Below are 26645 nucleotides of genomic sequence, written 5' to 3'. Positions count from 1 at the left end.
TCAGCGCGCGGCGAGCTGCGGCTTCGCGCCGTCCCACAGCGCCCACTGCCCCTGCTTCACGACCAGATAGACGGTGCGTGCGCCCGCAACGCGGCGCGTCTGCGGATCGAAGCGCACCTTGCCGAAGATCACGCTCGGCACGTCGCTCACCTTCGCGAAACCGTCGTGCGCGGCCTGGCGCGTCGTGCCGTAGCGGCGCAGCACTTCCGCCGACAGGATCAGCGCATCGTACGCGCGCGCGACGAACGAATCGGGATCGGCGTGGAATTTCGCGCGATAGCGCTGCACGAACGCCTGCACCTCGGGGCGCGGTTCGGCCGGGAAGAAGTTCGATTCCGTATAGACGCCTTCGACGGCCGTGCCGCCTAGCTCGAGGAACTTCGGCGAATACACGGAGCCCACCGCCGCGATCGGCAGCGCGACGCCCGACGTGCGCGCCTGGCGCACGATCTGCGCGCCGTCCGCGTAGTACGAGATCAGCACGATCGAATCGGGCTTCGATGCGCCGATCCGCACGAGCGTCGAGCGGAAATCCTTCTCCGCCGGCTGGTAACCTTCGGCCGCGACGACCTGCGCGCCAAGCCCCGTCACCGCCTTCGCGAAGATGTCCTTGCTGGTGCGGCCCCAGTCGGTATTCAGGTACAGCACCGCGATGCGCTTGAAGCCGAGTTCCTTCACCGCATAGCGCGCGAGCAGCGGCTGCTCCTCGGCCTGGCTCAGCGCGGTACTCCACAGGTAGTCGCCGCCCTTCGTGAAATCCGGATGCGAATTCGTGAAGCCGAACTGGATCAGTTGGCCGCGCTGGTAGATCGGCGACGCGGCCATCGACGTCGCGCTCGAGAAATCGCCGAGCTCGATCGCGATGCGCGGATCGGCGACGAATTTCTGCGCGATCGCCACGGCCTGGCGCGGGTCGCTGCGGCTGTCCTGGAAGTCGATCGCGAGCGGCCGGCCGTGAATGCCGCCGCTGCCGTTGATCTCGTCGAGCGCGAGATCGAAACCGCGCTTCCATTGCTCGCCGTATTGCGCGTCCTGGCCGGTGAGCGGCCCGCTCACGCCGATCACCACCGGTTCGCCCGACACGCCGGCCGCAAGCGCGCCGCCCGTCGACAAGCCCCATGCGGCAGCCAGTGCCGCCACCGTGCCCAGCACGCGCCGCCATGCGCCGCGCGCGTCGTTCCCCGAAACGTTCATGCGTCCCCCAGCTTCAGTCAGTCGAAAAGAGTGAGGGCATGTAACCATCCGGTTCCGGACGATCCAACGAAGTTTTGTGCATATCGATATCGCACGCGGCGCGAAGCGGATGACGTTCGCGAACGTCATCCATACGCCCTGCATCGAGCGACGTGCCGGCACGCATCGCATCGCGTTGATTCGATTGGCGTTTCGTTCTTATGACCGTGCGCAATCGGCGTGCATGCGCGCACGATCGGCCGCCGCGACGATCGCGCGCTTCGCAGTTTCCGCGCTGTCGATAGCAAAAATCATTATATGAATCGCGCATGCTCGCACTTCTACAATGCGCAAATCGCATCATCGGAACGCGTCATGGAGCTGCATCAACTCGAAGCCTTTTCCGCGGTCATGTCGGCTGGCAGCGTGACCGGCGCGGGCGAACTGCTCGGCCGCTCGCAGCCTGCCGTCACGCGGCAGATCCAGGAACTCGAAGCCGATCTCGGCTACGCGCTGTTCGACCGGCATGGCCCGCGCGTCACGCCGACGCGGCGCGCGTTCCTGCTGTACGAGGAAGTCGAGCGCTCGCTGGTCGGCCTGCGCGCGATCGAGGCGCGGGCCCGCGCGCTCGGCGACGAAACCGCCGAACCGGTGCGCATCGCGGCCACGCCGTCGCTCGCGGCCACGCTCGTGCCGGCCGCGCTCGCCGCGCTGCCCGACGACGCGCATGCGCCGCACTACCAGTTGCGCAGCGAATCGGCCGAGCACGTCGTGCACGAGGTGCTGGCCGGCACGGCCGATGTCGGCGTCGTCACGCTGCCGATGGCGCATGCCGGGCTCGACGTGCACTGGATCGCGCAGACGCCGTGCGTTGCCGTGCTGCCTGCCGACGATCCGCTTGTGGCAAAGCCGCGCATCGCGCTGCGCGACCTCGCGCGGCGCCGCATCGTGACGGTCGCGAACCGGCACCGGCTGCGCCAGCGGATCGACGCGGCGTTCGCGGCCGCGCGGGTCGATGCGTGCGTGTTCATCGAAACCAATGCGTCGCTGAATGCGGTGATGGCCGCGCGCGCGGGCATCGGGATCGGCATCGTCGATCCGGCCACGGGCGTCGCGCTGCCGGTGGACGGCGTCGTCGCGCGAGCGCTCGACGTCGACATCCCGTTCGCGTTCGGCGTCGCGACGCCGGCCGGCAAGGCCCGCACGGCGGCCGTCGATGCGCTGCTCGACGCGCTGCATCGCACGACGCGCACGCTGCTCGACGACGTGATCTTTCACGACGCCGCCGCGCACGACGCGCTGCTGCGCGGCGACCGGCTGCGCACCGACCGCGCGGCGCGCCCGCCTCGCCCGACCCGTGCCCGCCGTGCGCGCCCGGAGGCCGCATGACGACCCCGCTCGATGCACTCGAAGCACGGCTCGCGCAAGATCTGCGCTGGCTCGACCTGCCCGCGCCGTCGTGGGTGCCGCCGCGCGAAGTGGACGGCGCGCGCGTGCTCGACGTCGCGATCGTCGGCGGCGGCATGGCCGGGCTCGCGGCGTCCGCCGAACTGCGCCTGCTCGGCATCGACAACCAGTGCGTGATCGACCGCGCGCCGGCCGGCTACGAAGGCCCCTGGGTCACGTTCGCGCGGATGGAGACGCTGCGTTCGCCGAAGCAGCTTGCCGGCCCCGCGCTCGGCCTGCCCGCGCTGACGTTCCGCGCGTGGTTCGAGGCGCAATACGGCCGCGACGCGTGGGACGCGCTGTACAAGATCCCGCGCCCGCAATGGATGGACTACCTGCGCTGGTATCGGCGCGTGCTCGACCTGCAGGTGCGCAACGACACGACGCTCGTCGCGCTGCGCCCGCGCGACGACGGGCTGCTCGCGCTCGACGTGCGCGGCAACGGCGAAGCGCAGACGCTGCTCGCGCGGCACGTCGTGCTCGCGACCGGCCGCGACGGGCTCGGCGGCCCGTACGTGCCGCCCGTCGCCCAGCGCGCGCCGCGCACGCGCTGGGCCCATTCGTCCGAGCCGATCGATTTCGCCGCGCTCGCGGGCAAGCGTGTCGGCGTGGTCGGCGCGGGTGCGTCCGCGTTCGACAACGCGGGCACCGCGCTCGAAGCGGGCGCCGCACGCGTCGATTTGTTCTTTCGCCGCGCGGACATTCCGCGCATCAACAAGCTGACCGGCATCGGCAGCCCGGGCCTCGTGCACGGCTACGCCGATCTCGACGACGCGACGAAGTGGCGCTTCATGCACTACGCGCTGACGTCGCAGACGCCGCCGCCGCGCGACAGCGTGCTGCGCGTATCGCACCACGACCATGCGCATTTCCATGCGGGCAGCCTGATCGAGACGCTCGCCGACCATGCGGATGGCCTCGACGTGACGACGCCGCGCGGACGCTACACGGTCGACTTCCTGATCTTCGCGACGGGCTTTCATTCGGACTGGACGACGCGCGAGGAATTCGCGTCGTTCGGCGCGCACGTGCGGCGCTGGAAGGATCGGTATCGGCCTGAACCGGCGCTGTGGCTCGACGAGCTTGCCGAGTCGCCCGACCTCGGCCCCGCGTTCGCATTCCAGGAACGCGAGCGCGACGCCTGCCCGGCCGTCACGCGCATCCATTGCTTCAACCATGCGGCGAGCCTGAGCCACGGCAAGCTGTCCGGCGACATCCCGGCCATCAGCGCAGGCGCGAAGCGGCTGGCGCGCGGCATTGCGAGCCGGCTGTTCGATGCCGATCGCGACCGCCACTACGACGCGCTCGTCGCGTACGCGAATGCCGAACTGCAAGGCGACGAATGGCGCGACGCCGACGCCATCGATCACTTTGACGACCAAGGAAAACCAAAACGATGACTGACTCCATCACGCCGGCCGTCGTGCCGGATACGATCGACGCGGCAGCCGGCCTGCGGGAAGGCGACGCCGTCGCCGCGCTGCGCCGCGCACGCGACAAGGTGCTGTTGCATACGCAACTGAGCGAAGCCGCGCAGTTCGATCCCGCGTTGCCCGATCTTTCGCTGATCGAGCGGCTGCATGCGGCGCGGTATGTCGCACGGCAGTCGAATGCGCACGCGCTGGCCGACATCTATCGCGCCCGGCTGCTCGACGCAGGCGGCACGCCCGACGACATCGAACGCGTGGATGCCGACGCATTCGACACGCTGCCCCGACGCCTCGGCGCGGTCCTGCTGCACGCGAAGCGCCTGACGCACGCTCCGGTCGACGCACGCGCATCCGATCTCGACGCGTTGAAATCGGCCGGGCTCACGACGCCCGCGATCGTCGCGCTGTCGCAGCTCGTCGCGTTCGTCGCGTATCAGTTGCGCGTCGCCGCGGCCGCACGGGCACTTCAGGCACGCGCCGCCAAGGAGGCCGCATGACGACTGCCGCTCACGGCTTCACATTCGACACGCTCGGCTGGCGCGCGTGGCTCGACACGGTAGCGCTCGACGCGGCGACGCCCGATCAGCTCGCGGTGCTCGAAGCGAGCCACCCACAAGCGAAAACATCCGACTATTACCTGCTGCTCGTCCATCTTCCCGAGATCCTGCGGCAGCGCTCGGGCGTGTTCAACGCAATCATGTACGGCCCCGGCGGGCTGTCGCGCGCCGAGCGCGAACTGGCGAGCACGGCGGTATCGCGCGTGAACGGCTGCGTGTATTGCGCGTCGGTGCATGCGCAGCGCTTCGCGCAGCTCGCGAAACGCACCGATGCGATCGAACAGGTGTTCGACGATCCGGCGACGGCCGGCACCACGGCGCGCGAACGCGCGATCCTCCGCTATGCGATCGCGTTGACCGAACGGCCCGACTCGATCGACGAAAACGACATCGCCGCGCTCGAAGCCGAAGGACTCACGCATGAGGAGATGCTCGACCTGTCGCACGCCATCGCGATCTTCGCGTGGGCGAACCGGTTGATGCTGACGCTCGGTGAGCCGGTGTTCCCGGCGCCGACGGCCAGCGCCTGACCGCACGGAAAAGCGTGGCGCGGGCCGCGCCCGCGTCACGCCTTGTGCGTCGACAACAAGATGCTCGTCTCGGTATTGGCGATCCCGTCGATCAACCGGATCGCGCCGAGCACGCGATCGAAGTGTTCGAGCGAATCGGCATGCAGCTCGGCGACGAGATCCCAGCGCCCGTTCGTGCTGTGGATCGACGCGACGTTCGGATGCCCGCGCAACACCTTCACCACCTCCGCGCCGCGATTGCCCTGCACCGCGATCGACATCAGCGCGCGGATCCGGTGCCGCTCGGCGGCCGGCTTGAGCCGCACCGTATAGCCGACGATCACGCCGTTTTTCTCGAGCCGCGTCAGCCGGTTCTGCACGGTCGCGCGCGCCACACGCAATGCCTTCGCCAAGGCGACGACCGGCAGTCGCGCGTTGTCGCGCAGCAGCGCGATGAGCTGACGGTCGACGTCGTCGAGCGTGATCATGAACGGGTCTTCCTGTTGAGCGTGAACCGGCCGCCAGCGTGCCGGAGGCTGCGCATTCCGGCCAGCGCGTACCGAGCAAACTGCCGGAATTAGCTGGCAATTTGCTCAGTCTATCGATAAATCTGCCACTTTTGCCGTCTTTTTGTTGGCTCGACTCACGGAAATAATGACTCCATCGACCGGCCGACCCGCCGCGCCGCTGCTTTTTCAGGAAGCCCGGATTCGCGCCGAAGCCCCGCCCGGTCGACCAGAACACCCGGACACCCGTACCGGCACTGAATATGGAGACAGACCGATGACTCGCTTCCTCGACGTTCCCGCCACCGCCCGCCTGATCGCCCAAACCGGCGTCACGACGTTCCTGCGCGAACTCGTCGACACGCTGCGCGCCGACTACCTGCACTGGGCCGATTTCGACAAGTCGCCGCGCGTCGCGTGCCACTCGCGCGACGGCGTGATCGAGCTGATGCCCGTCGCGAACGCGTCGTTGTTCGCGTTCAAGTACGTGAACGGCCACCCCGTCAATGCGGCGCGCGGCATGCACACGGTGATGGCGTTCGGCGCGCTCGCCGAAGTCGATACCGGCTACCCGCTGCTGCTCGCCGAACTCACGCTCACCACCGCGCTGCGCACGGCCGCGACGTCGGTCCTCGCCGCGCAGGCGCTCGCGCGGCCCGATTCGCGCACGATGGCGCTGATCGGCAACGGCGCGCAAAGCGAATTCCAGGCGATCGCGTTCCACACGCTGCTCGGCATCGACGAAATCCGCGTGTTCGACGTCGATCCGCGCGCGACCGACAAGCTCGTGCGGAACCTCGCCGCGTACCCCGGCTTGCGCGTCGTGCGCGCCGCGTCGACGGCCGACGCCGTGCGCGGCGCCGACATCGTGACGACCGTCACCGCCGACAAGGCGTACGCGACGATCGTCACGGCCGACATGATCGAGCCCGGCATGCATCTGAACGCCGTCGGCGGCGATTGCCCGGGCAAGACCGAACTCGACGCGGGCGTGCTGAACGCGGGCCGTGTGTTCGTCGAATTCGAGCCGCAGTCGCGCATCGAGGGCGAGATCCAGCAGATGCCGGCCGACTTCCCCGTGACCGAACTGTGGCGCGTGCTGCAGCGCGAGACGACCGGCCGCGAACGCGCGGACGAAGTCACGGTGTTCGACTCGGTCGGCTTCGCACTCGAGGATTACTCGGCGCTGCGCTACCTGTACGCACTCGCGCAGCAGCACAACGCGGGCGTCGAGATCGCGCTGATTCCGCCGGCCGTCGATCCGAAGAACCTGTTCGCGCTGATCGACGATCCGGCCGCGATCGCGCACGGCCACGCGGCGTTCGTGACCGAAGCCGTCGCCGCGTTCGCGCGCTGATCGTCCCCCGGGGCGGCATGCGCGCCGCCCGGTTTCCCGCCTTTACCTCCACCGTTCATGAATCTCGTATCGATCCAGGCGCCGTCCGCCGTCGTGATGATCCGGCCGCACCGCTTCCTGCCGAACCCGCAGACCGCGGCCGACAACGCGTTCCAGCGCACGGCCGGCAGCGGCGCAAACGACACGCGGTCGGTGTCGGCCACCGCGCGCAACGAAGTCACGGCCGCCGCGCAAACGCTCGCCGATGCGGGCGTGCACGTGCACGTGTTCGACGACCACGGCGAGCGCGACACGCCCGACTCCGTGTTCCCGAACAACTGGTTCTCGACGCATCCGGGCGGCCATATCGCGCTGTATCCGATGCACAGCCCAAACCGCCGCCGCGAGCGGCGTGCGGATGTGATCGAGATGCTGAAGGCCGAGTATCGCGTGCAGGACGTGATCGACTACTCGGGCCTCGAATACGACGACGTGTTCCTGGAGGGCACCGGCGCGATGGTGCTCGACCACGTCGCGCGGATCGCGTACACCGCGCGCTCGCGCCGTGCCGATCCGGTCGCGCTCGAACGCTTCTGCACGCACTTCAACTTCGAGCCGATCTGCTTCGACACGGCCGACGCGAACGGCAAGCCGATCTATCACACGAACGTGATGATGAGCGTCGCGACCGAGTTCGCGATGGTCGGCCTCGATTTGATCGCCGACAGACGCCGCCGCGGCGACATTGCGCAACGGCTGACCGAAGCCGGGCGCGCGGTGATCGCGCTCGATCCGTCTCAAATCGCGAATTTCGCGGGGAATACGCTGGAATTGTCGGGGAAGGATGGCCGCGTGCTCGCGCTGTCGCGGCGCGCGTTCGACTGCCTCACGCACGACCAGCGCACCGTGATCGAGCGCTCCGCGCGGCTGCTGCCGCTCGACGTGCCGACGATCGAACTGGCCGGCGGGTCGGTGCGCTGCATGCTCGCGGGGATTCATCTCGCGCGGCGGGCAACCGCGCCGGATGCGATCACCGTGGAATCGGCCGCATCGCCACGCGAAACGACGCCGCAGATCTGACCGGCAGGCTGGCAAAGCGCAAACGGCTGCCGATGCAATGCACCGGCAGCCGTTCTCGTGTTCGAAGGGTATTGAATCGGCAACGCCGCGGAATGCTCCGGTATCCGAACGATGCCGGAGCGGACCGCGCTGCTCACCCCGCCAGCAGCTTCAACCCGGCCGGCAGCGTTTCGCCGAACACGCGCACCGTATCGGCTTCGTCGAACGCAATCGCTTCACGGACCATGTCGATCCACGCGGCCGATGCATTCGCGGCCGACAGGCGCTTGATGACGGCCTCGCGCGTGTCGTCCGGCAGGTCGCGTGAGCGGTCGCCCGTCATCCGCGCAATCTGCGCAGCCGCGAACGCAGCCGGCTCGACCTGTTTCCAGTCGAGCGCGAACAGCGCATCGAGCCAGCCGTTGACGATTTCCGCCGGCACGACGCTGTGCGCGCTGCCGTAGAACGGCCGCCTTGCGCCGATCCGCCCGAGCGCCCACGCACACAACGCGCGTTCGGCCGGCTTCTGCAATTGCACGATCAAACGCTCGGCCAGTTCCACCTTGCGCTCGACGGGCAACCGTTCGAGCGATGCGGACAACCGCGTCATGTCGGCCGGCCCGACCTTGGCCGGATCGAACGGCAGCTTGCGCCGCTTGTCGTCGGACGGTTCGAGGAACGCGATCGCGTCGCGCACCTGCGTCTGCGCAGCGTCGTCGAGGCCGCCGGCCACGCGCCGCCACAGCGTCCACCACTCGGACCACACCTGCGCGTCGGTCACGTATTGAATGCCGTCGTCGAACAGCGGCCACAGCTGCTCGATGCGCCACGCGTCGAGCGGATGACCGAAACCCGGACGCAGGCAATACCCGGCGAGATTCAGCCACGCGCGCTCGTGATCGGCCGAGCGACGGCGTCGCCGCGCCCGTGCGAGCAACGCGTCGAACAGTTCGCGCGCGAGCGCGACGTCCCAGTCTTCGCGCGCGCCGAGCACCTGTTCGAGTTGCGCGCGCAACCGGCGCGTGTCTTTCGGCGTAATGCCCGCGGCCTTGCTGCCGAACGAACGCTCGATCAGCTCGATCGCCTGGTCGAGCCGCGGATGCCGCGTGGGCGCGGCATCGTCGCCGTGAACCGGCGCGTCGCCGCGCAACTGGAATTCGAGCCGCCAGCGGCGCGCCGCGTCGTCGATCGCGATGCAATGCATTTCGAGCGTGCCGACTTCGGTCAGCGACGCGGTGAGCTTCACCGGCGTTTCGCGTGCGTCGCCGCCCGCCTTCGCATCGACGACCGTCGCGATCGGCGGCAGCCGCACGAAATCGTCGCCGTCGAGATCGACGAGATCGCCGGGCTGGTACGTCGTGTCGGCCACCGTCGATACGAGGTGGAAACGCACCGGCTGCCCGAGCTGCAGCGCGAACGTGCGATCGTCGAGCCGGATCTCATGGCCCTCTTCCGAGCCGCGCGGCAGCAGGCAGACGCCGCGTGCGGCTGCGTCATCGGCGCCATCGTCGAGCACGAGGAAATAACTGCGCGCGGAGCCGCCGCCGATGCGCGGTGCATGCCCGGCGCGAGCGAGCCCGTAGGCCACCGCGCCGCGCGCGACGGCCACATCGGGATGCGCGTTGTGCAGCACGTCGAGCGGTGCGCCGCGCCACGCGCCGAGCGTCTGCGCGAGACGGCCGGCGAGCGCGCCCGCGCGGAACACGCCGCCGTTGAGCAGCAGCGTGTCCGGCAGCGGGCCTTCCGCATGACGCTTCAGGAACGCGGCGACGTGGCGCGTGACGGCCGCGTCGTTCGCATACGGCAAGCCGAATTCGACGATCGCCGCGCGCGCACGGCGCGGCAGTTCACCGGCATCGACCTGCGGAAAGAACCCGTCGACGACGATCTGCTCGACTTCCTGCCGTGTCAGCTCGGCCGAGCGCGCGCCGCCGACGAGCTTGCTGCCCGCGCCGAGCAGCGTGACGGTGACGGACGCCGGCGCGTCGTCGCCGAGCAGCCGCTCCTTCGCCGCGCGACAGCGCTCGACGAGTTGCGACAGGCTCGCGGCCGACAGCCGCGTACCGGGCTCGGTCAGCCGCGACTCGACCAGCCGCGCGAGCGCGAGGTCCATGTTGTCGCCGCCGAGCATCAGGTGGTTGCCGACGCCGACGCGCGTAAAGGTCGGCTCGCCGTCGTCGCCTGGCGCGACGTCGACGAGCGTGAGGTCGGTCGTGCCGCCGCCGACGTCGCAGATCAGCACGCGCCGCGCCGCGGCGAACGTCTCGCGCAACGTGTCGCGCTGGCCGTACAGCCAGTCGTAGAACGCGGCTTGCGGCTCTTCCAGCAATCGCAGCGCCGGCAGCTTCGCGCGTCGCGCGGCCTCGACCGTCAACGCGCGTGCGCCGTCGTCGAACGACGCGGGCACCGTCAGGATCACATCCTGTTTCGCGAGCGGCGCATCGGGAAAGCGCGCGTCCCACGCGTCGCGCACATGCGCGAGATAGCTCGCGCTCGCATCGACCGGCGACACCTTGTCGACGCCGTCGGCCGCGCCCCACGGCAGGATCGCCGCGAGCCGGTCGACCGACGCGTGCGACAGCCAGCTCTTCGCGCTCGACACGAGCCGGCCCGGCACCTGCGCGCCGAGCGTGCGCGCGTAGCGGCCGATCACGGCCGGCGGCGCACCGGCCGCGTTCGCTTTCGCATCGGTCGCCCACGGCAGCCGCAGCGCGTCCGGCGGCAGTTCGCCCGCCGCCGGGTGATAGCGCACCGACGGCAACAGCGGCTGCGCGGCCACCGCGCTGGGGCCGACCAGTTGCTCGACGTCGAACACGCGGATCGCGTCGGAGCCGACCTCGACGTACGCGACGACCGTGTTGCTGGTGCCGAGGTCGATGCCGACCGTATAACGCTTCATCGCGCTCAGGCGGCGCCGCGCACGTCGAACTCGACCTTCCAGCGCTCGTCCGTGCCGCTCGGGATCGCCTCGAGCTCGAGCGTGCCGGCTTCGGTCACGCGCGCATGCAGCTTCACCGGCACGACTTCGCCGACCGTGCGCCCTTCGGCGGGCAGCGTCGCCTGGATTTCTTCCAGTTCCTGCAGCTCTTCCGGCGACCAGTAGTCGAGCAGCGTGCCGACCTGGTCCTGGCGGCGCACCGACGAACCGAAGAAGCGGAACTGCACCGGTTCGCCGACGACGAGGCCGAACTCCTGCGGCGGCAGCGCCGCGTCCGAGCCTTCTTCCATCCCGAACGGCGCGACGCACAGCGCCTGCACCGGCGGCTCCAGCCCCGGCACCGCGGGCATCGCCGATTCGATCGCGACGTAGTACGCACGCGCCGTGCCGCCGCGAATGCGCACGCCACGGCCGCGCTTCACGTAGCCGTAATACGCCGCGCCGCGCGCGACCGCGAGATCGAGATCGGCGCCTTCGAGCAGTCGGGCGGGCGGCGCGCCTTCGGCGGCGAGCCAGCTGTTGAGCGTGTCGAGCACGCGCTGCGTGAGCAGCGTCGACTTGAACACGCCGCCGTTGAACAGCACGGCGGTCGGATGCAGGAACGTCGCGCCCTGCGGCAGCGTGCGCTGCACGCCTTCGAGCGTGTCGAGTGCCGCGACCTGGCGGCCGAGGAACGCCGCGAGATGGCGCGTGATGCCTGCGTCCTGTGCATACGGCAGGCCAAGCTGCGTCAGGCCGACACGTGCGCGGCTCACCGGGCGCGCGGCGGCATCGACTTGCGGGAAGAAGCCTTCGAGGATCGTCTGCGTGAGTTCCGCGCGCGTCAGCTCGGTGCGGATCGAGCCGCCGATCAGCTTCGAGCCGCGGCTCGGCACGACGAGCGGCACCGCGTCGGTGGTCGGGTCGGACAGCAGCGTTTCCTTGGCCGAGCGGCACGCATAGGTCAGCGCGCGCAGTTGCCACGGATCGGCCTGCGTGCCCTGCTGCGCGAGCTTGCGCGCGACCACGTGCGCGAGCGCGAGGTCCATGTTGTCGCCGCCGAGCAGGATGTGCTCGCCGACGGCCACGCGATGCAGTTCGAGATTGCCGTCGCGCTCGACCACCGCGATCAGCGACAGGTCGGTCGTGCCGCCGCCGACGTCGACGCACAGGATCAGGTCGCCGACCTGCACCTGCTTGCGCCAGCCGCCTTCGCTCTTCTGGATCCAGCTGTACAGCGCGGCCTGCGGCTCTTCCAGCAGCGTCATCCGCGTGTAGCCGGCGGCTCGCGCGGCTTCCGCCGTCAATTCGCGCGCGGCCGGATCGAACGACGCGGGGATCGTGACCGTCACGTCCTGGTCGGCGAACGGCGCGTCGGGGTGCGCGTGGTCCCACGCTTCGCGCAGGTGCGTCAGGTAGCGGATCGAGCTTTCCAGCGGCGACACGCGCGCCACTTCCGGCGGCGCATCGCTCGGCAGGATCGCCGCGCGGCGGTCGACGCCCGGATGGCACAGCCAGCTCTTCGCGCTCGACACGAGGCGGATCGGCGTGCCGGCGCCGCGCGTGCGCGCCATCTCGCCGACCGCGAAGCCGCGCGCGTCTGTCCACGGCAGCGTCAGGTCGCCCTGCGTCAGTTCGCTTTCATGCGGCAGGTAGAGGAACGACGGCAGCAGGTCGCGCGATTCCAGCGCGCCGGGCGCGGTGAGCTGCGCGATCGGCAGCACCTGCTGCACGATCTTTTCGCCGTCGCTCGTGCTGCTGTCGACGTACGACAGCGCGCAATGGGTCGTCCCGAGGTCGATACCGATCGAATAGCGCGGATCGCTCACAGTTCCACCTCCGCCGGTGCGACCACCGATGCGTCGTGGCTGCCCGTCAGCTTCGGCAGGCGCACGTCGGCCACGCGCCAGCCGCGATGGCTGACGGTGCCCGTGAACGGCGCGGAGCCGACCACGTTGCCGGTCACGCGCACGGCCGTCGCGTCGAAGCCGGCCGGCAGCGTCACGCGGCTGCCTTCGGCTTCGTCGCGCACCGGCACGATCGTGAAGTGTTCGCGCAGCGCGGCGCGGCAGCCGTCGTGCACGAGGCGCGCGGCCGCGCCGATGTCGGCGTCCGCGTAGCCGGCGATGTCTTCCTCGACGAAATCGATGAAGCGTGCGTCGCGTTGCAGCAGGCCGAGCAGTTGCAGTGCGGCCTGCGGGCTCGCTTCGCGCAGTTCGGGCGCCGGCGCCTTCACCGGCGCGGGTGCGACGGGCGCGGCAGCCGGCGCCGGGGTCGGCGCGACCGGGACCGGGGCGCCGTCGCGTACGCGCAGCACGCCGGCTGCGAACTCGCGATTGCCGAGCACGGAGAAGAACGTGCCGACGGCCAGCGACAGCCGGCCGAAGAAGGACAGGTTGGATTCGGGCATGGGGTCTGGACTCCTGTGGGCTCGCAGCGTGGCGAGCGATCTTGCCTGGGCGCCCGGCGGCAGCGTGCGGCATGCGCACTGGCGCCGCCCGGCGCGTGATTCGAACGCGCCCTCGCGGGTGCGGAAAACCCGTATTTTGCCCTGTGGCGGGCAAACCGGGCAGAAGTTGGGGGACAGAACATGGCGGCGCGACGGTTTCGGCCGCGCCGGATCGTGCCGGATTGCACGTCAGGCGCGCTCGATCGGGATGCTGCGCCGCGTCAGCGCGTGTAACCCCGCAGCGCAGCCTTCGCTTCGAAATCGCGCGACAGCATGCCGAGCGTGACTTCGCCGAAGCGTGCCAGCAGCGACGCTTCGGCCTCCTTCAGCGTCGCCGACAGATGCGCGTTGACCGCCTGTTCGACCAGGCATTCGGGCTCGTCCTCGGGCACCAGATCGGAAAACAGCGGCGGCTCGCCCACTGCGCGATAGACGTCGAGCAGCGTGATGTCGTCGAGCGCGACGCTCAGCACCCAGCCGCCGCCATGCCCCTTCTCCGACTGCACGTAGCCGCAATCGCGCAAGCCGCCGAGCAGGCGCCGCACGACGACCGGATTCGTGGCCAGCATCGTCGCGATCGTCTCCGACGTCAGCGGGCCGTCGGCCTGGTCCATGTGGATCAGCGCATGCAGCATGCGCGACAAACGGCTGTCGGTTCTCACAGGCGGTGCTCCCCTCTCTCGAAACTTCTGAAGTTGCATGAATGATACCATCGCCCTATCATGCAACTTCTCGTGTTTCATGAGTTGGCCGCCAGCGGAGCACGTGGGTCATTCACGCAGGTTCAGAAAGGAGTTGATGCATGCATTCCCATCATGAAGTGATCGTGATCGGCGGCAGCTTCGCGGGGCTGTCGGCCGCGATGCAGCTGGCGCGGGCACGCCGCCGCGTGCTCGTGATCGATGCCGGCCGACCGCGCAACCGCTTTGCCGAACACGCGCATGGCTTCTTCGGGCAGGACGGCAAACCGCCCGCGCAGATCGTCGCCGAAGCGAGCGCACAGCTTGCCGTGTATCCCACGGTACAGCGCATCGAAGGCGAGGCGCACACCGCCGAACGCGACGCGGACGGGCACTTTCACGTGACGCTGGCCGACGGCAGCCGCGCAAGCGCCGACCGGCTGATTCTCGCGACCGGCATCCGCGACGAACTGCCCGCGCTGCCGGGGCTCGCCGAACGCTGGGGCATCAGCGTGCTGCATTGTCCGTACTGCCACGGGTACGAGGTCAGCGGCCAGCGGCTCGGCGTGCTCGCCACGCATCCGTTGTCGGTCCATCAGGCGATCCTGATTCCGGACTGGGGCCCGACGACGTGGTTCACGCAGGGCGTGGTCGACGCGAACGAGGAAGAAGCCGCGTTGCTCGCGGCGCGCGGCGTGCGTATCGAGCGCTCGCCGGTCGTCGAGATCGTCGGCGATGCGCCGCGTATCGACGCGCTGCGGCTCGCCGACGGTCAGGTCGTGCCGATCGACGCGTTGTTCATCGGCGCGCGCACCGGCATGGCGAGCGACCTCGCGCAGCAGCTCGGCTGCGCGTTCGACGAAGGGCCGCTCGGCCCTGTCGTTCGCGTCGATGCGTTGAAGCAGGCGAGCATCGCCGGCGTATTCGCAGCAGGGGACGCGTCGACGCCGATGAGCAACGCAACGCTCGCATCGGCGTCCGGCGTGATGGCCGGGGTCGCCGCGCACCGGTCGCTGATCTGGGGGCTGCACGCGTAACAACGCGTGCAGCGTCCCGTCACGCGATCAGGACTTTGCGATGCCTTCGAGCATGCGGCGTGCGTCGTTGATCAGCACGCTGAAATCGACCATATCCGGCGCGGTTTCGACACCGGTGATCACCGCGGTAATCACGGCCTTCGACCCGTTGTGATACGGGTACACCTGCGTGACGTACGTCATGTCGCGGCCGTGCAGCGTCGACACGAAGTAGCTGCTGTAGATCTTGCCCGTCACGGGATCGGCCCAGCCCTGCTGCGCGGTCATCGGTCGCGCGAGACGCATGAAGTTCGCGGTCACCGATTCGGAGTTGTACGGCGAATCGACCTCGAAGCGATAGACGATCTGCAGCGACGTCAGTTGCGTACGCAGGTCTGCATCGTTGAAGTTCGGCACCGGAAACTTGCCGATCAGCCCCTGCTGATAGGCATTGCGCGTCGTCGGCTGAAAGGTGACCTGATAGCCCTTCGGCGATTCCTGCACATTGAAGTTGACGTCGTACTTCACGCCGGAACCGGCAACGCCATTGTCCGTGCGGGCATGCACGACGAACGAGCCGGGCGTCAGGTTCTCGAACCGGAGCCGGTAGTACTTCGCGTTCGCGATGACCTGCACGCTGCGGCTGTCGTAGCCGACGTCGCGGACGATGACCGTCGAATAGGGCGCGACCTTGCGCGGCTGGATGCCGGTATCGTTCGGAATCTTCAGGACGATCGGCTTCAGGCTCGACACGTCGGTCCGACCGGCGTCGGACGTCAGTGCGCCCATGATCCCCTGGCCAGCCTGTTGCAGCGGATTCGACGTGCCGCATGCAGCGAGCGAAGCGGCCGCGACGACAATCGCGATACGACCTGCAAGGGGACGGGACAAGATGGACTTCATACGGTGAGACCCTCCTTTGTTTTCGTTGGCATGATCGCGGCCCTCGGTCATGCGCGCCTCGCTGGTCTGGACAGGGCGCGCAAAGAACCGGACATCGCCTCTATATCGGCACGATGTGGCCGTTCCTTAAGCCAGCGGCACGGGCACGTCGCCGCGCCGATGGATTCGCGTCGCGATGTGCGGTTTAATGCTCGCCACCACCCGCATTAAGAGCCACGAAATGCTCGACCTCGACGACCTTCGACTCGTCCGCGCGATCGGCACGTCGCGCTCCCTGGCCGCGGCGGCCCGGCTGCTCGACCTCACGCCGCCCGCGGTCACGATCCGCCTGCAGCGGATGGAGGCGCGCCTGAACGCGAGGCTCGCCGTGCGGCAGCCGAAAGGGATTGCGCTGACCGACGAAGGGCAGCGGCTGTACCAGGAAGCCATCGGCATTCTCGAGCGCGTGGAGGCGCTACCGGTCAGCATCGCGGGCGACCACGGCGACGTGCAGGGCACGCTGCGCGTCGTCGCCCCGCTCGGCTTCGGCCGCAAATACGTCGCGCGGATCGTGCGCGACGTGCAGCGCGCGCATCCGAAGCTCGAAATCTCGCTCCACCTGTCGGAAAGCCCGCTGACCAGCGCGTCGGGGGCCGACGTGGTCGTCCATGTCGGCGGCCTCAAGTCGTCTTCGTGGATCGGCTATCCGCTCGCGCCCAACGAGCGCTTCCTGTGTGCGAGCCCCGGCTACGCGCGCCGCATCAAGGACCTGAACCATCCGTCCGACCTGACCCGATACGACTGCCTGTGCCTGCGCGAGAACGACGAAGACATCCCGCGCTGGCGCTTCTCGCCCGCGAGCGGCGTCAAGGGCGAATCGCGGCGGGCTACCGTCATCCGCGTGACCGGCGCGCTGTCGTCCAACGACGGCACCGTCATCACCGAATGGGCGCTCGCCGGGCTCGGCATCGTCGAACGCTCGGAGTGGGACGTCGCGCCGCTGCTCGCGAACGGCAAGCTCGTCCGGTTGCTGCCCGGCTGGCGCCTGCCGCCCGCGCCGGTGACGGCGCTGTTGCCGTCGCGTACCGGCCGCTCCGCGCGGCAGCGGGTTTTTCTCGACGCCACGCGGCAGTTTCTCGATCCGCCGCCGTGGCGCGGCAAGGCATGAGCCTTAAATGCAACTTAATGGCAGATTAGTCCCGCATTAAACATGATGCAGGCCAAGCGCCGTACAGTGTCCGCATCGGCAACCCCGCAATCGGACGCATCGTGGACCTTCGCACCCTCAACACCCCGGCCGCCTTGATCGATGTCGGCCGCATGCAGCGCAACATCGCGCGCATGCAGACGCATCTGGACGCACTCGGCGTCCGGTTCCGGCCGCACGTCAAGACCACCAAATGCCGGCACGTCGTCGACGCGCAGATCGCGGCGGGCGCGCAGGGCATCACGGTGTCGACGCTCAAGGAAGCCGAGCAGTTCTTCGCGCACGGCATCCGCGACATCGTCTATGCGGTCGGCATGGTGCCCGCCAAGCTCGGCCAGGCGCTTGCGCTGCGCCGGCAAGGCTGCGACCTGAAGATCGTCGCCGACAGCCTGCCGGCCGCGCATGCGATCGCCGCGTTCGGGCGCGAGCACGGCGAACGTTTCGACGTATGGATCGAGGTCGACGTCGACGGCCACCGCTCGGGCATCCCGCCCGAATCCGACCTGCTGATCGACGTCGGCCGCGCGCTGGCCGACGGCGGCATGCTGCTCGGCGGCGTGCTGGCTCACGCGGGCTCCAGCTACGAATACGACACGCACGATGCGCTGGTCGCGATCGCCGAACAGGAGCGCAGCCGCACCGTGCGGGCCGCGGAACGCCTGAGGGTCGCCGGGCTGTCCTGCCCGGTCGTGAGTATCGGATCGACGCCCACCGCGCTGGCGGCGGAACGGCTCGACGGCGTGACCGAAGTACGGGCCGGCGTGTACGTGATGTTCGACCTCGTGATGCACAACATCGGCGTATGCGAACCGTCCGACATCGCGCTGTCGGTGCTGACCACCGTCATCGGCCACCAGGAAGAGAAAGGCTGGGCGATCGTCGACGCGGGCTGGATGGCGATGAGCCGCGACCGCGGCACGCAGCGCCAGGCGCGCGATTTCGGCTACGGGCAGGTCTGCACCGAAGCCGGCGACGTGCTCGGCGACTACCTGATGAGCGCCGCCAACCAGGAACACGGGATCGTGTCGCGCGCGGGTACGCCGGATACCGGCATCGCGCAACGGTTTCCGATCGGCACGCGGCTGCGCATCCTGCCGAATCATGCATGCGCCACCGGCGCGCAACATCCCGAGTACCAGGCCATCACTGATGACGGCGCCGCGCAGACGTGGCCGCGCTTCTACGGGTGGTGAGCGGCGTTCGGCATTCCTGCCGTGTCATCCACGCATTGACTATTTGTCCATATCTGGACAAACTTTAAACATTCTCGATTCGTCTCGTGCCGACCAGGCACCCCCCGACCATGCCGACCGACGCCCGCCTCCTTCTCCTCGACCGCGATGCCATCGCGCCCGCCCTGCAGGCCGAGCAAGTGATGGCGGCCGTCCGCGAAGCCTTCGTGCTGCACAGTCAAAGGGCCGGACGCGTATTCCCGGTGGTGCGCGAGAAGCTGCATACCGGCGGCGTGTTCGGCATCAAGTCGGGCGACGTCGCCGGCCAGGATCTGCTCGGCTTCAAGGCGGCCGGGTTCTGGCCGGGCAACCGGGCGCGCGGCGGCGAGCCGCATCAGGCCACCGTCGCCTTGTTCGATCCGGCGACGGGCAGGCCGCTATGCATCATGGACGGCAACGCGATCACCACCGCGCGAACCGGCGCCGCCGGCGGCCTCGGGCTGCAACAGCTCGCGCGCCGCGACAGCACGCGGCTCTGCGTGTTCGGCACGGGCGTGCAGGCGCGCGTGCAGCTCGACTACGCGCTCAGGCTGCTGCCGCAGCGCTGCACGGTGCAGTACGTGAACGTCAGCGGCGAGCCGGACCCGGCGTTCGAATCGCACTTCGTCGAACGGTGCACGATCGGCGTGGCGCGCGACCGGAACGACGCGGTGGCCAATAGCGACGTGGTGATCACGGCCACGCCCGGCGGCGGCCCGTTGTTCGACGCGGATGCGGTTCAGCCGGGCACCCACCTGACCTGCGTGGGCGCCGATACCGCGGGCAAGCGCGAACTTCCGGCCGGCGTGCTGGAACGCGCGCGCATCGTCGTGGACGATCACGACCAGGCGCGCAGCATCGGCGAGTGCCAATGGGCGCCGGATTTGCCGCGCACGGAAATCGGTGACATCCTCACGGGTGCGACATCGGTCGACCGCGCCGCGCACGAGATCACCGTCTTCGACATGACGGGCCTCGCGCTTCAGGACCTGACCGTCGCGCGCTTCCTGTATCGGCATGCCCTCGACAACGGCACCGGAACCTCCGTTCCGTGGCCCTGGTAAAACGACTTCCTGCTTTCAACCGCCATGCGTCTCGCCAAAGTTTCCGCCCTCTCGTTCGACCTCGACGACACCCTGTGGCCATTCGGGCCGTCCGTCGTCCGGGCCGAGGCGACGCTTCGCGCATGGCTGATCGAGCACGCGCCGAATACCGAGAGCGTGCTGCCCACGCAACAGGCACTCAGTGCGTTACGTGAGGAATACGAACGGTTGTGCCCGGATCTCGCCAGCGACTATCGCGCGATGCGAATCGGATCGATCCGGCTTGCGCTGGAGCGCGCGAACGAAGATGTCTCGCTGACCGATCGCGCTTACGACGTCTTCTATGCGGCGCGCAACCGCGTCGAGTTCTACGAAGACGCGCTGCCGGCGCTGGCGTGGTTGAGCGCGCGCTTTCCGTTGATCGCGGTCACCAACGGCAACGCGGATCTCCGGCTGACCGGCGGCGGCGAATTCTTCCGCACGACACTCAGCGCGCGTGCCTTCGGCTTCGCCAAGCCGGAACCCGAGATCTTCCATGCGGCGGCGGACGCACTCGACGTGCGTCCGGCCGAATTGCTGCATGTGGGCGACGACTTCCACCTCGATATCGTCGGTGCGTTGAATGCGGGGCTTCAGGCCGCGTGGGTCGTGCGCGAACCTCGGGCGGAAGGGGAACAGGCTTCGCTGCATCCGGCGACGCCGCATCTCACGTTGCGCGACCTGGCGATGCTGTGCCGTGCGCTGGGTGCGCCCGATACGGTTTCGTGATCGCAGGCGGACGCGGCGGGTCGTGCCGATGCGGCGCATGACCCCCCACCCGTTTCACGCCGCCTTCCTCGCCTCCGCGATCCGCTGCGGCGCCTTCGGCCGTGCATACAGCCGTTCGAGATACGCGCGCAATTGCGGGAACGGTTCGATCAGGTGGCACTCGCTCGCCCAGTCGATCAGGTAGGCCGTCACGCAATCGGCCACCGTCAGCGCATCGCCGACGATGAACTCGCGCCCTTCGAGATGCTTGTCGAGAATGACGGCCATCGTCGCGAAATCCTCGCGCGCCAGTTCGATATCGGCCGGCGAGCGCTTCTCCGGCGGATAGAGGAACGTGTGCCGCGTGATCCGCCACAGCGGCTGCTCGAGCTCCGTCACCGCGAACATGACCCACCGATAGGCCTCCGCCCGCAGCGCCGGATCGACGGGCAGCAACGCCTTCTCCGGGTACTTGTCCGCGAGATACAGCACGATCGCGGCCGATTCGGGAATCACCAGGTCGCCGTCCACCAGCACGGGCACCTTGCCGGCCGGATTGAGGTGCAGGAATTCGGGCCGCTTGTGCTCGCCCTCGAGCAGGTTGACCGACACGAATTCGAAATCCGCATCCAGTTCCTTCAGCCCCCACAGCGCCCGTTGCGAGCGGGTGCCGGCAAATCCGTAAAGCTTCATCGCCAGTCTCCATCGAGAATGTCGGGAAAATGTCTGCCGCATGCGGGCCACCGCGCCTCGAACGAAGCGACACGCGTCGCCCGGCATCACGCGTCGCTCATGCGCCCGGAATCGCCAGCACCGGCATCACGTCGATCGACACGCCCGGGAACAGCGTGAAATGCGGATGACCTTCGAACAGCGCGGCGGCCGCGTCGTGCGACGCCGCCCGCACGACGGTAAAGCCGCTCAGCGCATTGGCCGTGTCGTGGATGCCGTCTGCATCGATGGTCTTGGTCTTGCCGAGCGGCCCGCCCAGCTCGACGATCGCGTCGCGATGCCGGTCGACCCACGCATGCCATGCGGCGATGCCGTCGCGCTCGCGCGTGCGCCGCTCGTCGTCCGGCAGCGCAAGCCATGCCTGCATCGCCGGGCTATCCGGGGTTCCGAGAAATACGGCGAGATACAACTGTTGTTGCGCACTCATGCCTTCTCCTCCGATGACGGACGCGGCGGGTTGCCGCGCCTCGACCTTGACAAGATAGGTTGATATCAACACAATTGCAACATGGCACGAAAAGAAAAGCTTCCCTTCGAAACGACGCTGATGGTGCGCGATTGCTGCCTGTGCCTGCACATGCAGCGCGCGGCGCGCAATCTTGCGCGCATCTTCGACGATGTGCTGCGCCCGCTCGACCTCACCAACGGCCAGTTTTCGCTGCTGATGTCGTTGAACCGGCCGCAACCGGCCCCGATGAAATCGGTCGCGTCGCTGCTCGCGATGGACCGCACCACGCTCACCGCGGCGCTCAAGCCGCTCGAGCGGCGCGGTCTCGTCACGATCGTGCAGGATCCGGACGACAAACGCAGCCGCCTGCTCGCACTGACGCCGGCCGGGCACGACCTGCTGGCCGAAGCGTTTCCGCTGTGGCAGCAGGCGCATGCCGAGATCGAGCGGCCGTTCGCGCCGGGCGAAGTCGATCAGTTGCGCGGCCAGTTGCGCACGCTGTCGGTCGAGCCGGGTTCGCGCGACTGAGCCGGCGCGCGGATCGCCCCGCGCGGTCACGCGCACTTCCTGCCACGCGCTGTCAGCAGACATTGCCGGCCCCCGTCGCGCCGCCCGATTCGGTGGCAATATCGCTCGGCACGACAACCAATCCGGTATCCACGAGGAGACGAGCATGGGCAACAACGAGAAAGGCGCGATTTTCCGATCGCTTCACCGCGCGGGCCAGCCGCTGGCGCTGTTCAACGTGTGGGACGCCGGCAGTGCGCGCACGGCGGCCGACGCGGGCGCCGTCGCACTGGCGACCGGCAGCTGGTCGGTCGCGGCGGCCAACGGTTTCGTCGACGGCGAGCAGATGCCGCGCGCGCTGATGATGGAGGTGCTGGCGCGGATCGTGCGCGCGACGGCGTTGCCCGTCACGGTCGATCTCGAAAGCGGCTACGGCGAGCGGCCGGAGGATGTCGCCGAGACGATCGCGATGAGCATCCAGGCCGGCGCGATCGGCTGCAATCTCGAAGACAGTTTTCCGGCCACGGGCGAACTGCGCGACGTCGACGAAGCGGCGGCCCGTCTCGCGGCCGCCCGGCAGGCGGCCGATCGCGCGGGCGCCGACTACTTCATCAACGCGCGCACCGACGTGTTCTTCCAGGCAGCAGCCGATACGCACGACGAACGCTTGCTCGATGCGACGCTGGCACGCGCCCGCGCGTATGCGGCAGCCGGCGCCGACGGCCTGTTCGTGCCGGGCCTGCGCTCGCCGGCGCTGATTCGCGCACTGACGGCCGCGTCGCCGCTGCCGGTGAACGTGATGCGCGTGTCGGAAACACCGACGCTCGCCGACCTCGCCGATTACGGCGTGGCGCGCATCAGCCACGGGCCGTATCCGTATCTGGAGGCGATGAAGACGCTGGCGGCGCTGGTCAAGCAAGGCGGCTAACGGATTCACCGGGCGGTGGGCGTCCACCGCGCGTCAACCGATTACATCGCATGTAATTGGCACGCGGCACGGCCGCTCCTACGCTTCGGGTGTCGCGCCGCCCTTCCGGCGGCGCCCATCGCCCGGAGACATCATGTCCGCCTACCCGCTTCATACGATCGATTCCGCACCCGCGGAATCGAAGCCCGTCCTCCAGCAACTCCAGCAAGCGTTCGGCGTGGTCCCGAACATCGCGGCGGCGATGGCCGCGTCGCCGGTACTGATCAACGGCTTCATCGGCCTGTTCGAGCGCGTGCACGCGAGCAGCCTCACCGAACCGCAGATCCAGACGCTGCTGCTCACCAACGCGGTCACGAACGCGAGCGAGTGGCCGGTCGCGTTCCACACCGCGCTCGCGCTGAAACAGGGTGTGCTGCCCGCCGACGTCGACGCGATCCGGCGCGGCGAGTTGCCCGCCGACGCGAAACTGGCCGCGCTGTCGGCCGCGGCGCGCACGCTGATCGACACCCGCGGCCGCCTCGCCGATACCGACCGCCAGGCGTTCGTCGATGCCGGCTTCACCGCCGAGCAGTTGCTGGAAGTCATCGCCGTGGTGGCCGCGTCGACGATCACGAACTACGTCGGCAGCGTCGCGCACGCGCTGGTGCGCTGAGCAACGCTCAGGACGCCCTGATGAAATCGATGAACGCGCGTAGCGCCGGCGGCACGAGACGCCGCCCCGGATAGTACAGAAAGGGTCCCGAGAACGGCCGCCACCACGGCTCGAGCACAGGTTCGAGTGCGCCGCTGTCGAAATGCGGGCGCAGCCAGTCTTCGAACAGATGCACGATGCCCGTACCGGCGATCGCCACATCGACCAGCAGGTCCGTCGCCCCGCCGATCTGCACCAGCAGCGGGCCGGCGGCCGGCTCGACCCGCACGACCTCGCCGTCGCGCTCGAACTCCCACGGCGGCATCGCGCCGCTGGCGAAGCGCCCGCGCAGGCACCGATGGTCGAGCAGGTCGCGCGGATGCCGCGGCCGGCCGTGCCGCTCGAGATAGCCGGGCGCCGCCGCGGTCGCGAACCGCTGGATGCGCGGGCCGATCGGCACCGCGATCATGTCCTGTTCGAGCCGTTCGTCGTAGCGGATGCCCGCGTCGCATCCGGCCGCCAGCACGTCGACGAAATTTTCGTCGGCGATCACTTCCAGCCGGATATCCGGATACGCATCGAGAAAGCGCGGCACGATCGCCGGCAACACGAGCCGCGAGGCGCTGACCGGCACGTTGAGCTTCAGCGTGCCGGCCGGTCGGTCCCGGAATTCATCGATACCGTCGAGCGCCGCCGCCACTTCGGTCAGTGCGGGCCCGAGCCGCGCGAGCAGGCGCTCGCCGGCTTCGGTGGGCACGACGCTGCGCGTCGTGCGGTGCAGCAGCCGCACGCCGAGCTGCGCTTCCAGCCGGCGCACGGCCTCGCTCAGCCCCGACGCGCTGAGGCCCGTCTTGCGTGCGGCGTCGCGGAATCCGCCGGCGCGCGCCACGGCCATGAACGCGTTCAGATCGCCCAGATCGGTTTGCATCGTTCGCCTTTTCGTACAACCCGTGCGAATTATGCCGGCTTATCGCGCAGATGACTCATCCCTATGCTGAACGCATTCATCTCATCGACAGGAGCACGGCATGCCCGACATTCGCCACACCGCCACCTTCAGGCTCGGCGACCGCCACGTCAAACGGATCGGCTACGGTGCGATGCAGCTCGCGGGCCCCGGCGTATTCGGCCCGCCGAAAGATCGCGAAGCCGCATTGAACGTGTTGCGCGAAGCCGTCGAATCCGGCGTCGACCATCTCGACACCAGCGACTTCTACGGCCCGCACGTGACGAACCGGCTGATTCGCGACGCGTTGCATCCGTATCGCGACGATCTCGTGATCGTCACCAAGATCGGCGCGCGACGCGGCGACGACGCATCGTGGCTGCCCGCCTTCGCGCCCGACGAACTCGAACGGGCCGTGCACGACAACCTGCGCAACCTGGGGCTCGATGTGCTCGACGTCGTCAACCTGCGCATCATGTTCGACACGCACGGGCCGGCCGAAGGATCGATCGAAGCGCCGCTGGCCACGCTCGCCGAGCTGCAGCGGCGCGGGCTCGTACGGCACGTCGGCCTGAGCAACGTCACGCCCGCGCAGGTCGCCGAAGGCCGGCGGATCTGCGACATCGTCTGCGTGCAGAACCACTACAACATCGCGCATCGCGGCGACGATGCGCTGATCGACACGCTTGCCCGCGACGGCATCGCGTACGTGCCGTACTTTCCGCTCGGCGGCTTCTCGCCGCTGCAGTCGTCGACGCTGTCCGGCGTCGCGGCCCGTACCGGCGCGACGCCGATGCAGGTCGCGCTGGCGTGGCTGCTGCGCCGCGCGCCGAATCTCCTGCTGATTCCCGGCACGTCGTCGGTCGCGCATCTGCGCGAGAATCTCGCGGCAGCCGACCTCGATCTGCCGGCCGACGCGCTCGCGGAACTCGACCGCATCGCGGGCGCCGGCGCCGCCTGACGCGCGGACGATCGCCTGGCCGCCCGTGCCACGCGGGCCGCCAGGCGGGTCAGGACGCGACCACGCCGACGCGCTTCGGCACGCCGGTCACGATCGTCGCGACCGCCACCGCCAGCACGACCGCCGCGCCGACGAACACGCCGGCCGCGCCGTTCGCATCGAACACGACGCCGCCGACTGCCGCGCCCGTCGCGATCGCGAGCTGGATCGCCGCGACGATCAACCCGCCCGCGCTCTCGGCCTCGTCGGGCACGGTGCGCGTGACCCACGTCGACCATGCGACCGGCACGCCGCCGAACGCCATCCCCCACAACGCGACCAGCACCGCGTCGATCATCGGCGCGCGGCCGAGCACGACGAGCGCGATGCCGAGCACGACCATCAACGCGGGCATGCCGATCAGCATCGGCCGCAGCCGGTGTTCGAGCACGCGGCCCGCGAGCGACGTGCCGACGAAGTTCGCGATGCCGTAGCCGAGCAGGATCGCCGACAGCCCGTTCACGCCGACGCCCGCCACCTGTTCGAGGAACGGCCGCAGATACGTGAAGAACGCGAAATGCCCGGTGAACACGAGGATCGTCGCGAACATCCCGAGGCCGACGGTCGGCCGGCGCAGCACGTCGATCAGCGTGCGCAGCCGCGTCGTGCCGCTCGGCGGCATCGACGGCAGCGTGAGGATCTGCGACACGAACGCGATGGCGCCGAGCACGGCCGCGATCAGGAACACGTTGCGCCAGCCGATCAGGTGACCGAAGTAGCTGCCCATCGGCGCGGACGCGATGGTCGCGACCGCCACGCCGCTGAAGATGATCGACAGCGCGCGCGGCACCATCGCCGTCGGCACGAGCCGCATCGCGGTGGCGGTCGCCATCGTCCAGAAGCCGCCGAGCGCGATGCCGAGCACGACGCGGCCGATCAGCAGTACGCCCAAGTTCGGCGCGAACGCGACGGCGAGGTTCGATGCGACGAGCAGCACCGAGAACACCAGCAGCACGCGCCGCCGGTCGATCGTGCGCGTGAGCGCCGAGATCAGCAGGCTCGTGACGAGCGCGACCGTCGCGGTGGCCGTGACGGCCTGTCCGGCCACGCCTTCGGTCACGCCAAGGCTGTCGGCCATCGGCGTCAGCAGGCTCGCCGGCAGGAATTCGGCCGTGACGAGCCCGAACACGCCGAGCGCCATCGCGAATACCGCGCCCCAGGCCGGTTCGCGGGGGGCCGCCGTCGAGGCGGCCGAGGAGATTCCGGGATTCATGCGGGGTTCCGTGTCGGTTAGGGAAAGTACTGATGAGGGCATATCGTAGGGAACAGCGACAGGACGGTCTAT

27 protein-coding genes are annotated in these 26645 nt (G+C 69.0%); 16 read left to right on the top strand and 11 right to left on the bottom strand.

The annotated features are described in order from the left end of the window. Positions 1-1194, bottom strand: coding sequence for an ABC transporter substrate-binding protein (locus HWX03_RS00620; protein ID WP_060212769.1), 1194 nt, complete (start codon positions 1192-1194; stop codon positions 1-3). Positions 1195-1303: 109 nt separating this feature from the next. Between HWX03_RS00620 and HWX03_RS00615 the strand changes: the two genes are divergently transcribed. Genes HWX03_RS00615 through HWX03_RS00595 form a run of 5 tightly spaced genes read left to right on the top strand, consistent with a single transcriptional unit; the run spans position 1304 to position 5136 of the window. Continuing rightward, entirely contained in the window at positions 1304-1495 is a 192-nt protein-coding gene (locus HWX03_RS00615; RefSeq protein ID WP_175869877.1) for a hypothetical protein, read from the top strand. Positions 1496-1548: 53 nt separating this feature from the next. Beyond that, a complete protein-coding gene (locus HWX03_RS00610; protein ID WP_175869876.1) occupies positions 1549-2562 on the top strand; it encodes a LysR family transcriptional regulator in 1014 nt (337 codons plus the stop codon). Next, a complete protein-coding gene (locus HWX03_RS00605) occupies positions 2559-4019 on the top strand; it encodes an NAD(P)/FAD-dependent oxidoreductase (protein ID WP_175869875.1) in 1461 nt (486 codons plus the stop codon). The genes HWX03_RS00610 and HWX03_RS00605 overlap by 4 nt, the downstream gene beginning before the upstream one ends. Beyond that, positions 4016-4546, top strand: coding sequence for a hypothetical protein (locus HWX03_RS00600; RefSeq protein WP_175869874.1), 531 nt, complete (start codon positions 4016-4018; stop codon positions 4544-4546). Before HWX03_RS00605 ends, HWX03_RS00600 begins: the two co-directional genes overlap by 4 nt. Further along, complete coding sequence (locus tag HWX03_RS00595; RefSeq protein WP_175869873.1) at positions 4543-5136, top strand: peroxidase-related enzyme; 594 nt, start codon at positions 4543-4545, stop codon at positions 5134-5136. The genes HWX03_RS00600 and HWX03_RS00595 overlap by 4 nt, the downstream gene beginning before the upstream one ends. A gap of 35 nt (positions 5137-5171) precedes the next feature. On the opposite strand, the gene HWX03_RS00590 is transcribed toward HWX03_RS00595, so the two are convergent. Then, positions 5172-5603: an Lrp/AsnC family transcriptional regulator gene (locus HWX03_RS00590; protein WP_059237585.1), complete on the bottom strand. Its 432-nt coding sequence runs from the start codon at positions 5601-5603 to the stop codon at positions 5172-5174. A 295-nt stretch (positions 5604-5898) separates the two neighbouring features. On the opposite strand from HWX03_RS00590, the gene HWX03_RS00585 reads away from it, so the two are divergent. Both HWX03_RS00585 and HWX03_RS00580 read left to right on the top strand, forming a co-directional pair. Further along, the gene (locus HWX03_RS00585) at positions 5899-6978 is read left to right on the top strand and encodes an ornithine cyclodeaminase (RefSeq protein ID WP_175869872.1); all 1080 of its coding nucleotides are present in this window, start codon (positions 5899-5901) and stop codon (positions 6976-6978) included. Between the two features lie 57 nt (positions 6979-7035). After that, positions 7036-8037 (top strand): arginine deiminase-related protein, encoded by a 1002-nt coding sequence (locus tag HWX03_RS00580; RefSeq protein ID WP_175869871.1) that lies wholly within the window; start codon positions 7036-7038, stop codon positions 8035-8037. Positions 8038-8170: 133 nt separating this feature from the next. Here HWX03_RS00580 and HWX03_RS00575 read toward each other — a convergent pair whose 3' ends face one another. The 4 genes from HWX03_RS00575 to HWX03_RS00560 all read right to left on the bottom strand — a co-directional run bounded on the left by HWX03_RS00575 (position 8171) and on the right by HWX03_RS00560 (position 14044). Continuing rightward, positions 8171-10915, bottom strand: a complete 2745-nt coding sequence (locus HWX03_RS00575) for an Hsp70 family protein (protein ID WP_175869870.1) — start codon at positions 10913-10915, stop codon at positions 8171-8173. 5 nt (positions 10916-10920) lie between these two features. Continuing rightward, a complete protein-coding gene (locus HWX03_RS00570) occupies positions 10921-12762 on the bottom strand; it encodes an Hsp70 family protein (RefSeq protein WP_175869869.1) in 1842 nt (613 codons plus the stop codon). Beyond that, a complete protein-coding gene (locus tag HWX03_RS00565) occupies positions 12759-13343 on the bottom strand; it encodes a DUF2760 domain-containing protein (protein ID WP_175869868.1) in 585 nt (194 codons plus the stop codon). The genes HWX03_RS00570 and HWX03_RS00565 overlap by 4 nt, the downstream gene beginning before the upstream one ends. Before the next feature lie 260 nt (positions 13344-13603). Continuing rightward, entirely contained in the window at positions 13604-14044 is a 441-nt protein-coding gene (locus HWX03_RS00560) for an Rrf2 family transcriptional regulator (RefSeq protein WP_174388908.1), read from the bottom strand. Between the two features lie 140 nt (positions 14045-14184). Between HWX03_RS00560 and HWX03_RS00555 the strand changes: the two genes are divergently transcribed. Further along, positions 14185-15099 (top strand): NAD(P)/FAD-dependent oxidoreductase, encoded by a 915-nt coding sequence (locus tag HWX03_RS00555; protein WP_175869867.1) that lies wholly within the window; start codon positions 14185-14187, stop codon positions 15097-15099. Positions 15100-15126: 27 nt separating this feature from the next. Here the strand turns inward: HWX03_RS00555 and HWX03_RS00550 are convergent, their stop codons facing one another. After that, the gene (locus HWX03_RS00550; protein ID WP_175869866.1) at positions 15127-15981 is read right to left on the bottom strand and encodes a hypothetical protein; all 855 of its coding nucleotides are present in this window, start codon (positions 15979-15981) and stop codon (positions 15127-15129) included. 187 nt (positions 15982-16168) lie between these two features. On the opposite strand from HWX03_RS00550, the gene HWX03_RS00545 reads away from it, so the two are divergent. The 4 genes from HWX03_RS00545 (at position 16169) to HWX03_RS00530 (ending at position 20189) form a co-directional block, all read left to right on the top strand. Then, positions 16169-17128, top strand: coding sequence for a LysR substrate-binding domain-containing protein (locus HWX03_RS00545; RefSeq protein ID WP_175869865.1), 960 nt, complete (start codon positions 16169-16171; stop codon positions 17126-17128). 101 nt (positions 17129-17229) lie between these two features. Beyond that, on the top strand, positions 17230-18360 hold the full coding sequence (locus tag HWX03_RS00540) for a DSD1 family PLP-dependent enzyme (RefSeq protein ID WP_175869864.1): 1131 nt from the start codon (positions 17230-17232) through the stop codon (positions 18358-18360). A gap of 110 nt (positions 18361-18470) precedes the next feature. Then, complete coding sequence (locus tag HWX03_RS00535) at positions 18471-19442, top strand: ornithine cyclodeaminase family protein (RefSeq protein WP_175869863.1); 972 nt, start codon at positions 18471-18473, stop codon at positions 19440-19442. Positions 19443-19466: 24 nt separating this feature from the next. Then, positions 19467-20189 carry an HAD-IA family hydrolase gene (locus HWX03_RS00530; protein ID WP_175869862.1) on the top strand — a complete coding sequence of 241 codons (723 nt, stop codon included), beginning with the start codon at positions 19467-19469 and terminating at the stop codon, positions 20187-20189. A gap of 54 nt (positions 20190-20243) precedes the next feature. Here HWX03_RS00530 and HWX03_RS00525 read toward each other — a convergent pair whose 3' ends face one another. After that, positions 20244-20861, bottom strand: coding sequence for a glutathione S-transferase family protein (locus tag HWX03_RS00525; RefSeq protein ID WP_175869861.1), 618 nt, complete (start codon positions 20859-20861; stop codon positions 20244-20246). A gap of 97 nt (positions 20862-20958) precedes the next feature. After that, positions 20959-21327, bottom strand: a complete 369-nt coding sequence (locus tag HWX03_RS00520; RefSeq protein ID WP_174388900.1) for a YciI family protein — start codon at positions 21325-21327, stop codon at positions 20959-20961. Between the two features lie 81 nt (positions 21328-21408). Between HWX03_RS00520 and HWX03_RS00515 the strand changes: the two genes are divergently transcribed. The 3 genes from HWX03_RS00515 (at position 21409) to HWX03_RS00505 (ending at position 23435) form a co-directional block, all read left to right on the top strand. Then, a complete protein-coding gene (locus tag HWX03_RS00515) occupies positions 21409-21876 on the top strand; it encodes a MarR family transcriptional regulator (RefSeq protein WP_174388899.1) in 468 nt (155 codons plus the stop codon). Between the two features lie 145 nt (positions 21877-22021). After that, a complete protein-coding gene (locus HWX03_RS00510) occupies positions 22022-22783 on the top strand; it encodes an isocitrate lyase/phosphoenolpyruvate mutase family protein (RefSeq protein WP_175869860.1) in 762 nt (253 codons plus the stop codon). A 133-nt stretch (positions 22784-22916) separates the two neighbouring features. Continuing rightward, positions 22917-23435, top strand: a complete 519-nt coding sequence (locus HWX03_RS00505; protein ID WP_175869859.1) for a carboxymuconolactone decarboxylase family protein — start codon at positions 22917-22919, stop codon at positions 23433-23435. A gap of 7 nt (positions 23436-23442) precedes the next feature. Here HWX03_RS00505 and HWX03_RS00500 read toward each other — a convergent pair whose 3' ends face one another. Further along, complete coding sequence (locus HWX03_RS00500) at positions 23443-24342, bottom strand: LysR family transcriptional regulator (RefSeq protein ID WP_175869858.1); 900 nt, start codon at positions 24340-24342, stop codon at positions 23443-23445. Between the two features lie 100 nt (positions 24343-24442). On the opposite strand from HWX03_RS00500, the gene HWX03_RS00495 reads away from it, so the two are divergent. Next, entirely contained in the window at positions 24443-25321 is an 879-nt protein-coding gene (locus tag HWX03_RS00495) for an aldo/keto reductase family oxidoreductase (RefSeq protein WP_175869857.1), read from the top strand. Positions 25322-25370: 49 nt separating this feature from the next. On the opposite strand, the gene HWX03_RS00490 is transcribed toward HWX03_RS00495, so the two are convergent. Beyond that, positions 25371-26573, bottom strand: coding sequence for an MFS transporter (locus HWX03_RS00490; protein ID WP_175869856.1), 1203 nt, complete (start codon positions 26571-26573; stop codon positions 25371-25373). Between the last annotated feature and the right edge of the window lie 72 nt (positions 26574-26645).

This window comes from Burkholderia sp. BCC0397 (genome assembly GCF_902832865.1).
GTDB lineage: Bacteria > Pseudomonadota > Gammaproteobacteria > Burkholderiales > Burkholderiaceae > Burkholderia.
Note: the sequence above shows the minus strand (reverse complement) of the source record. Positions and strands in the feature narration are given on the sequence as shown.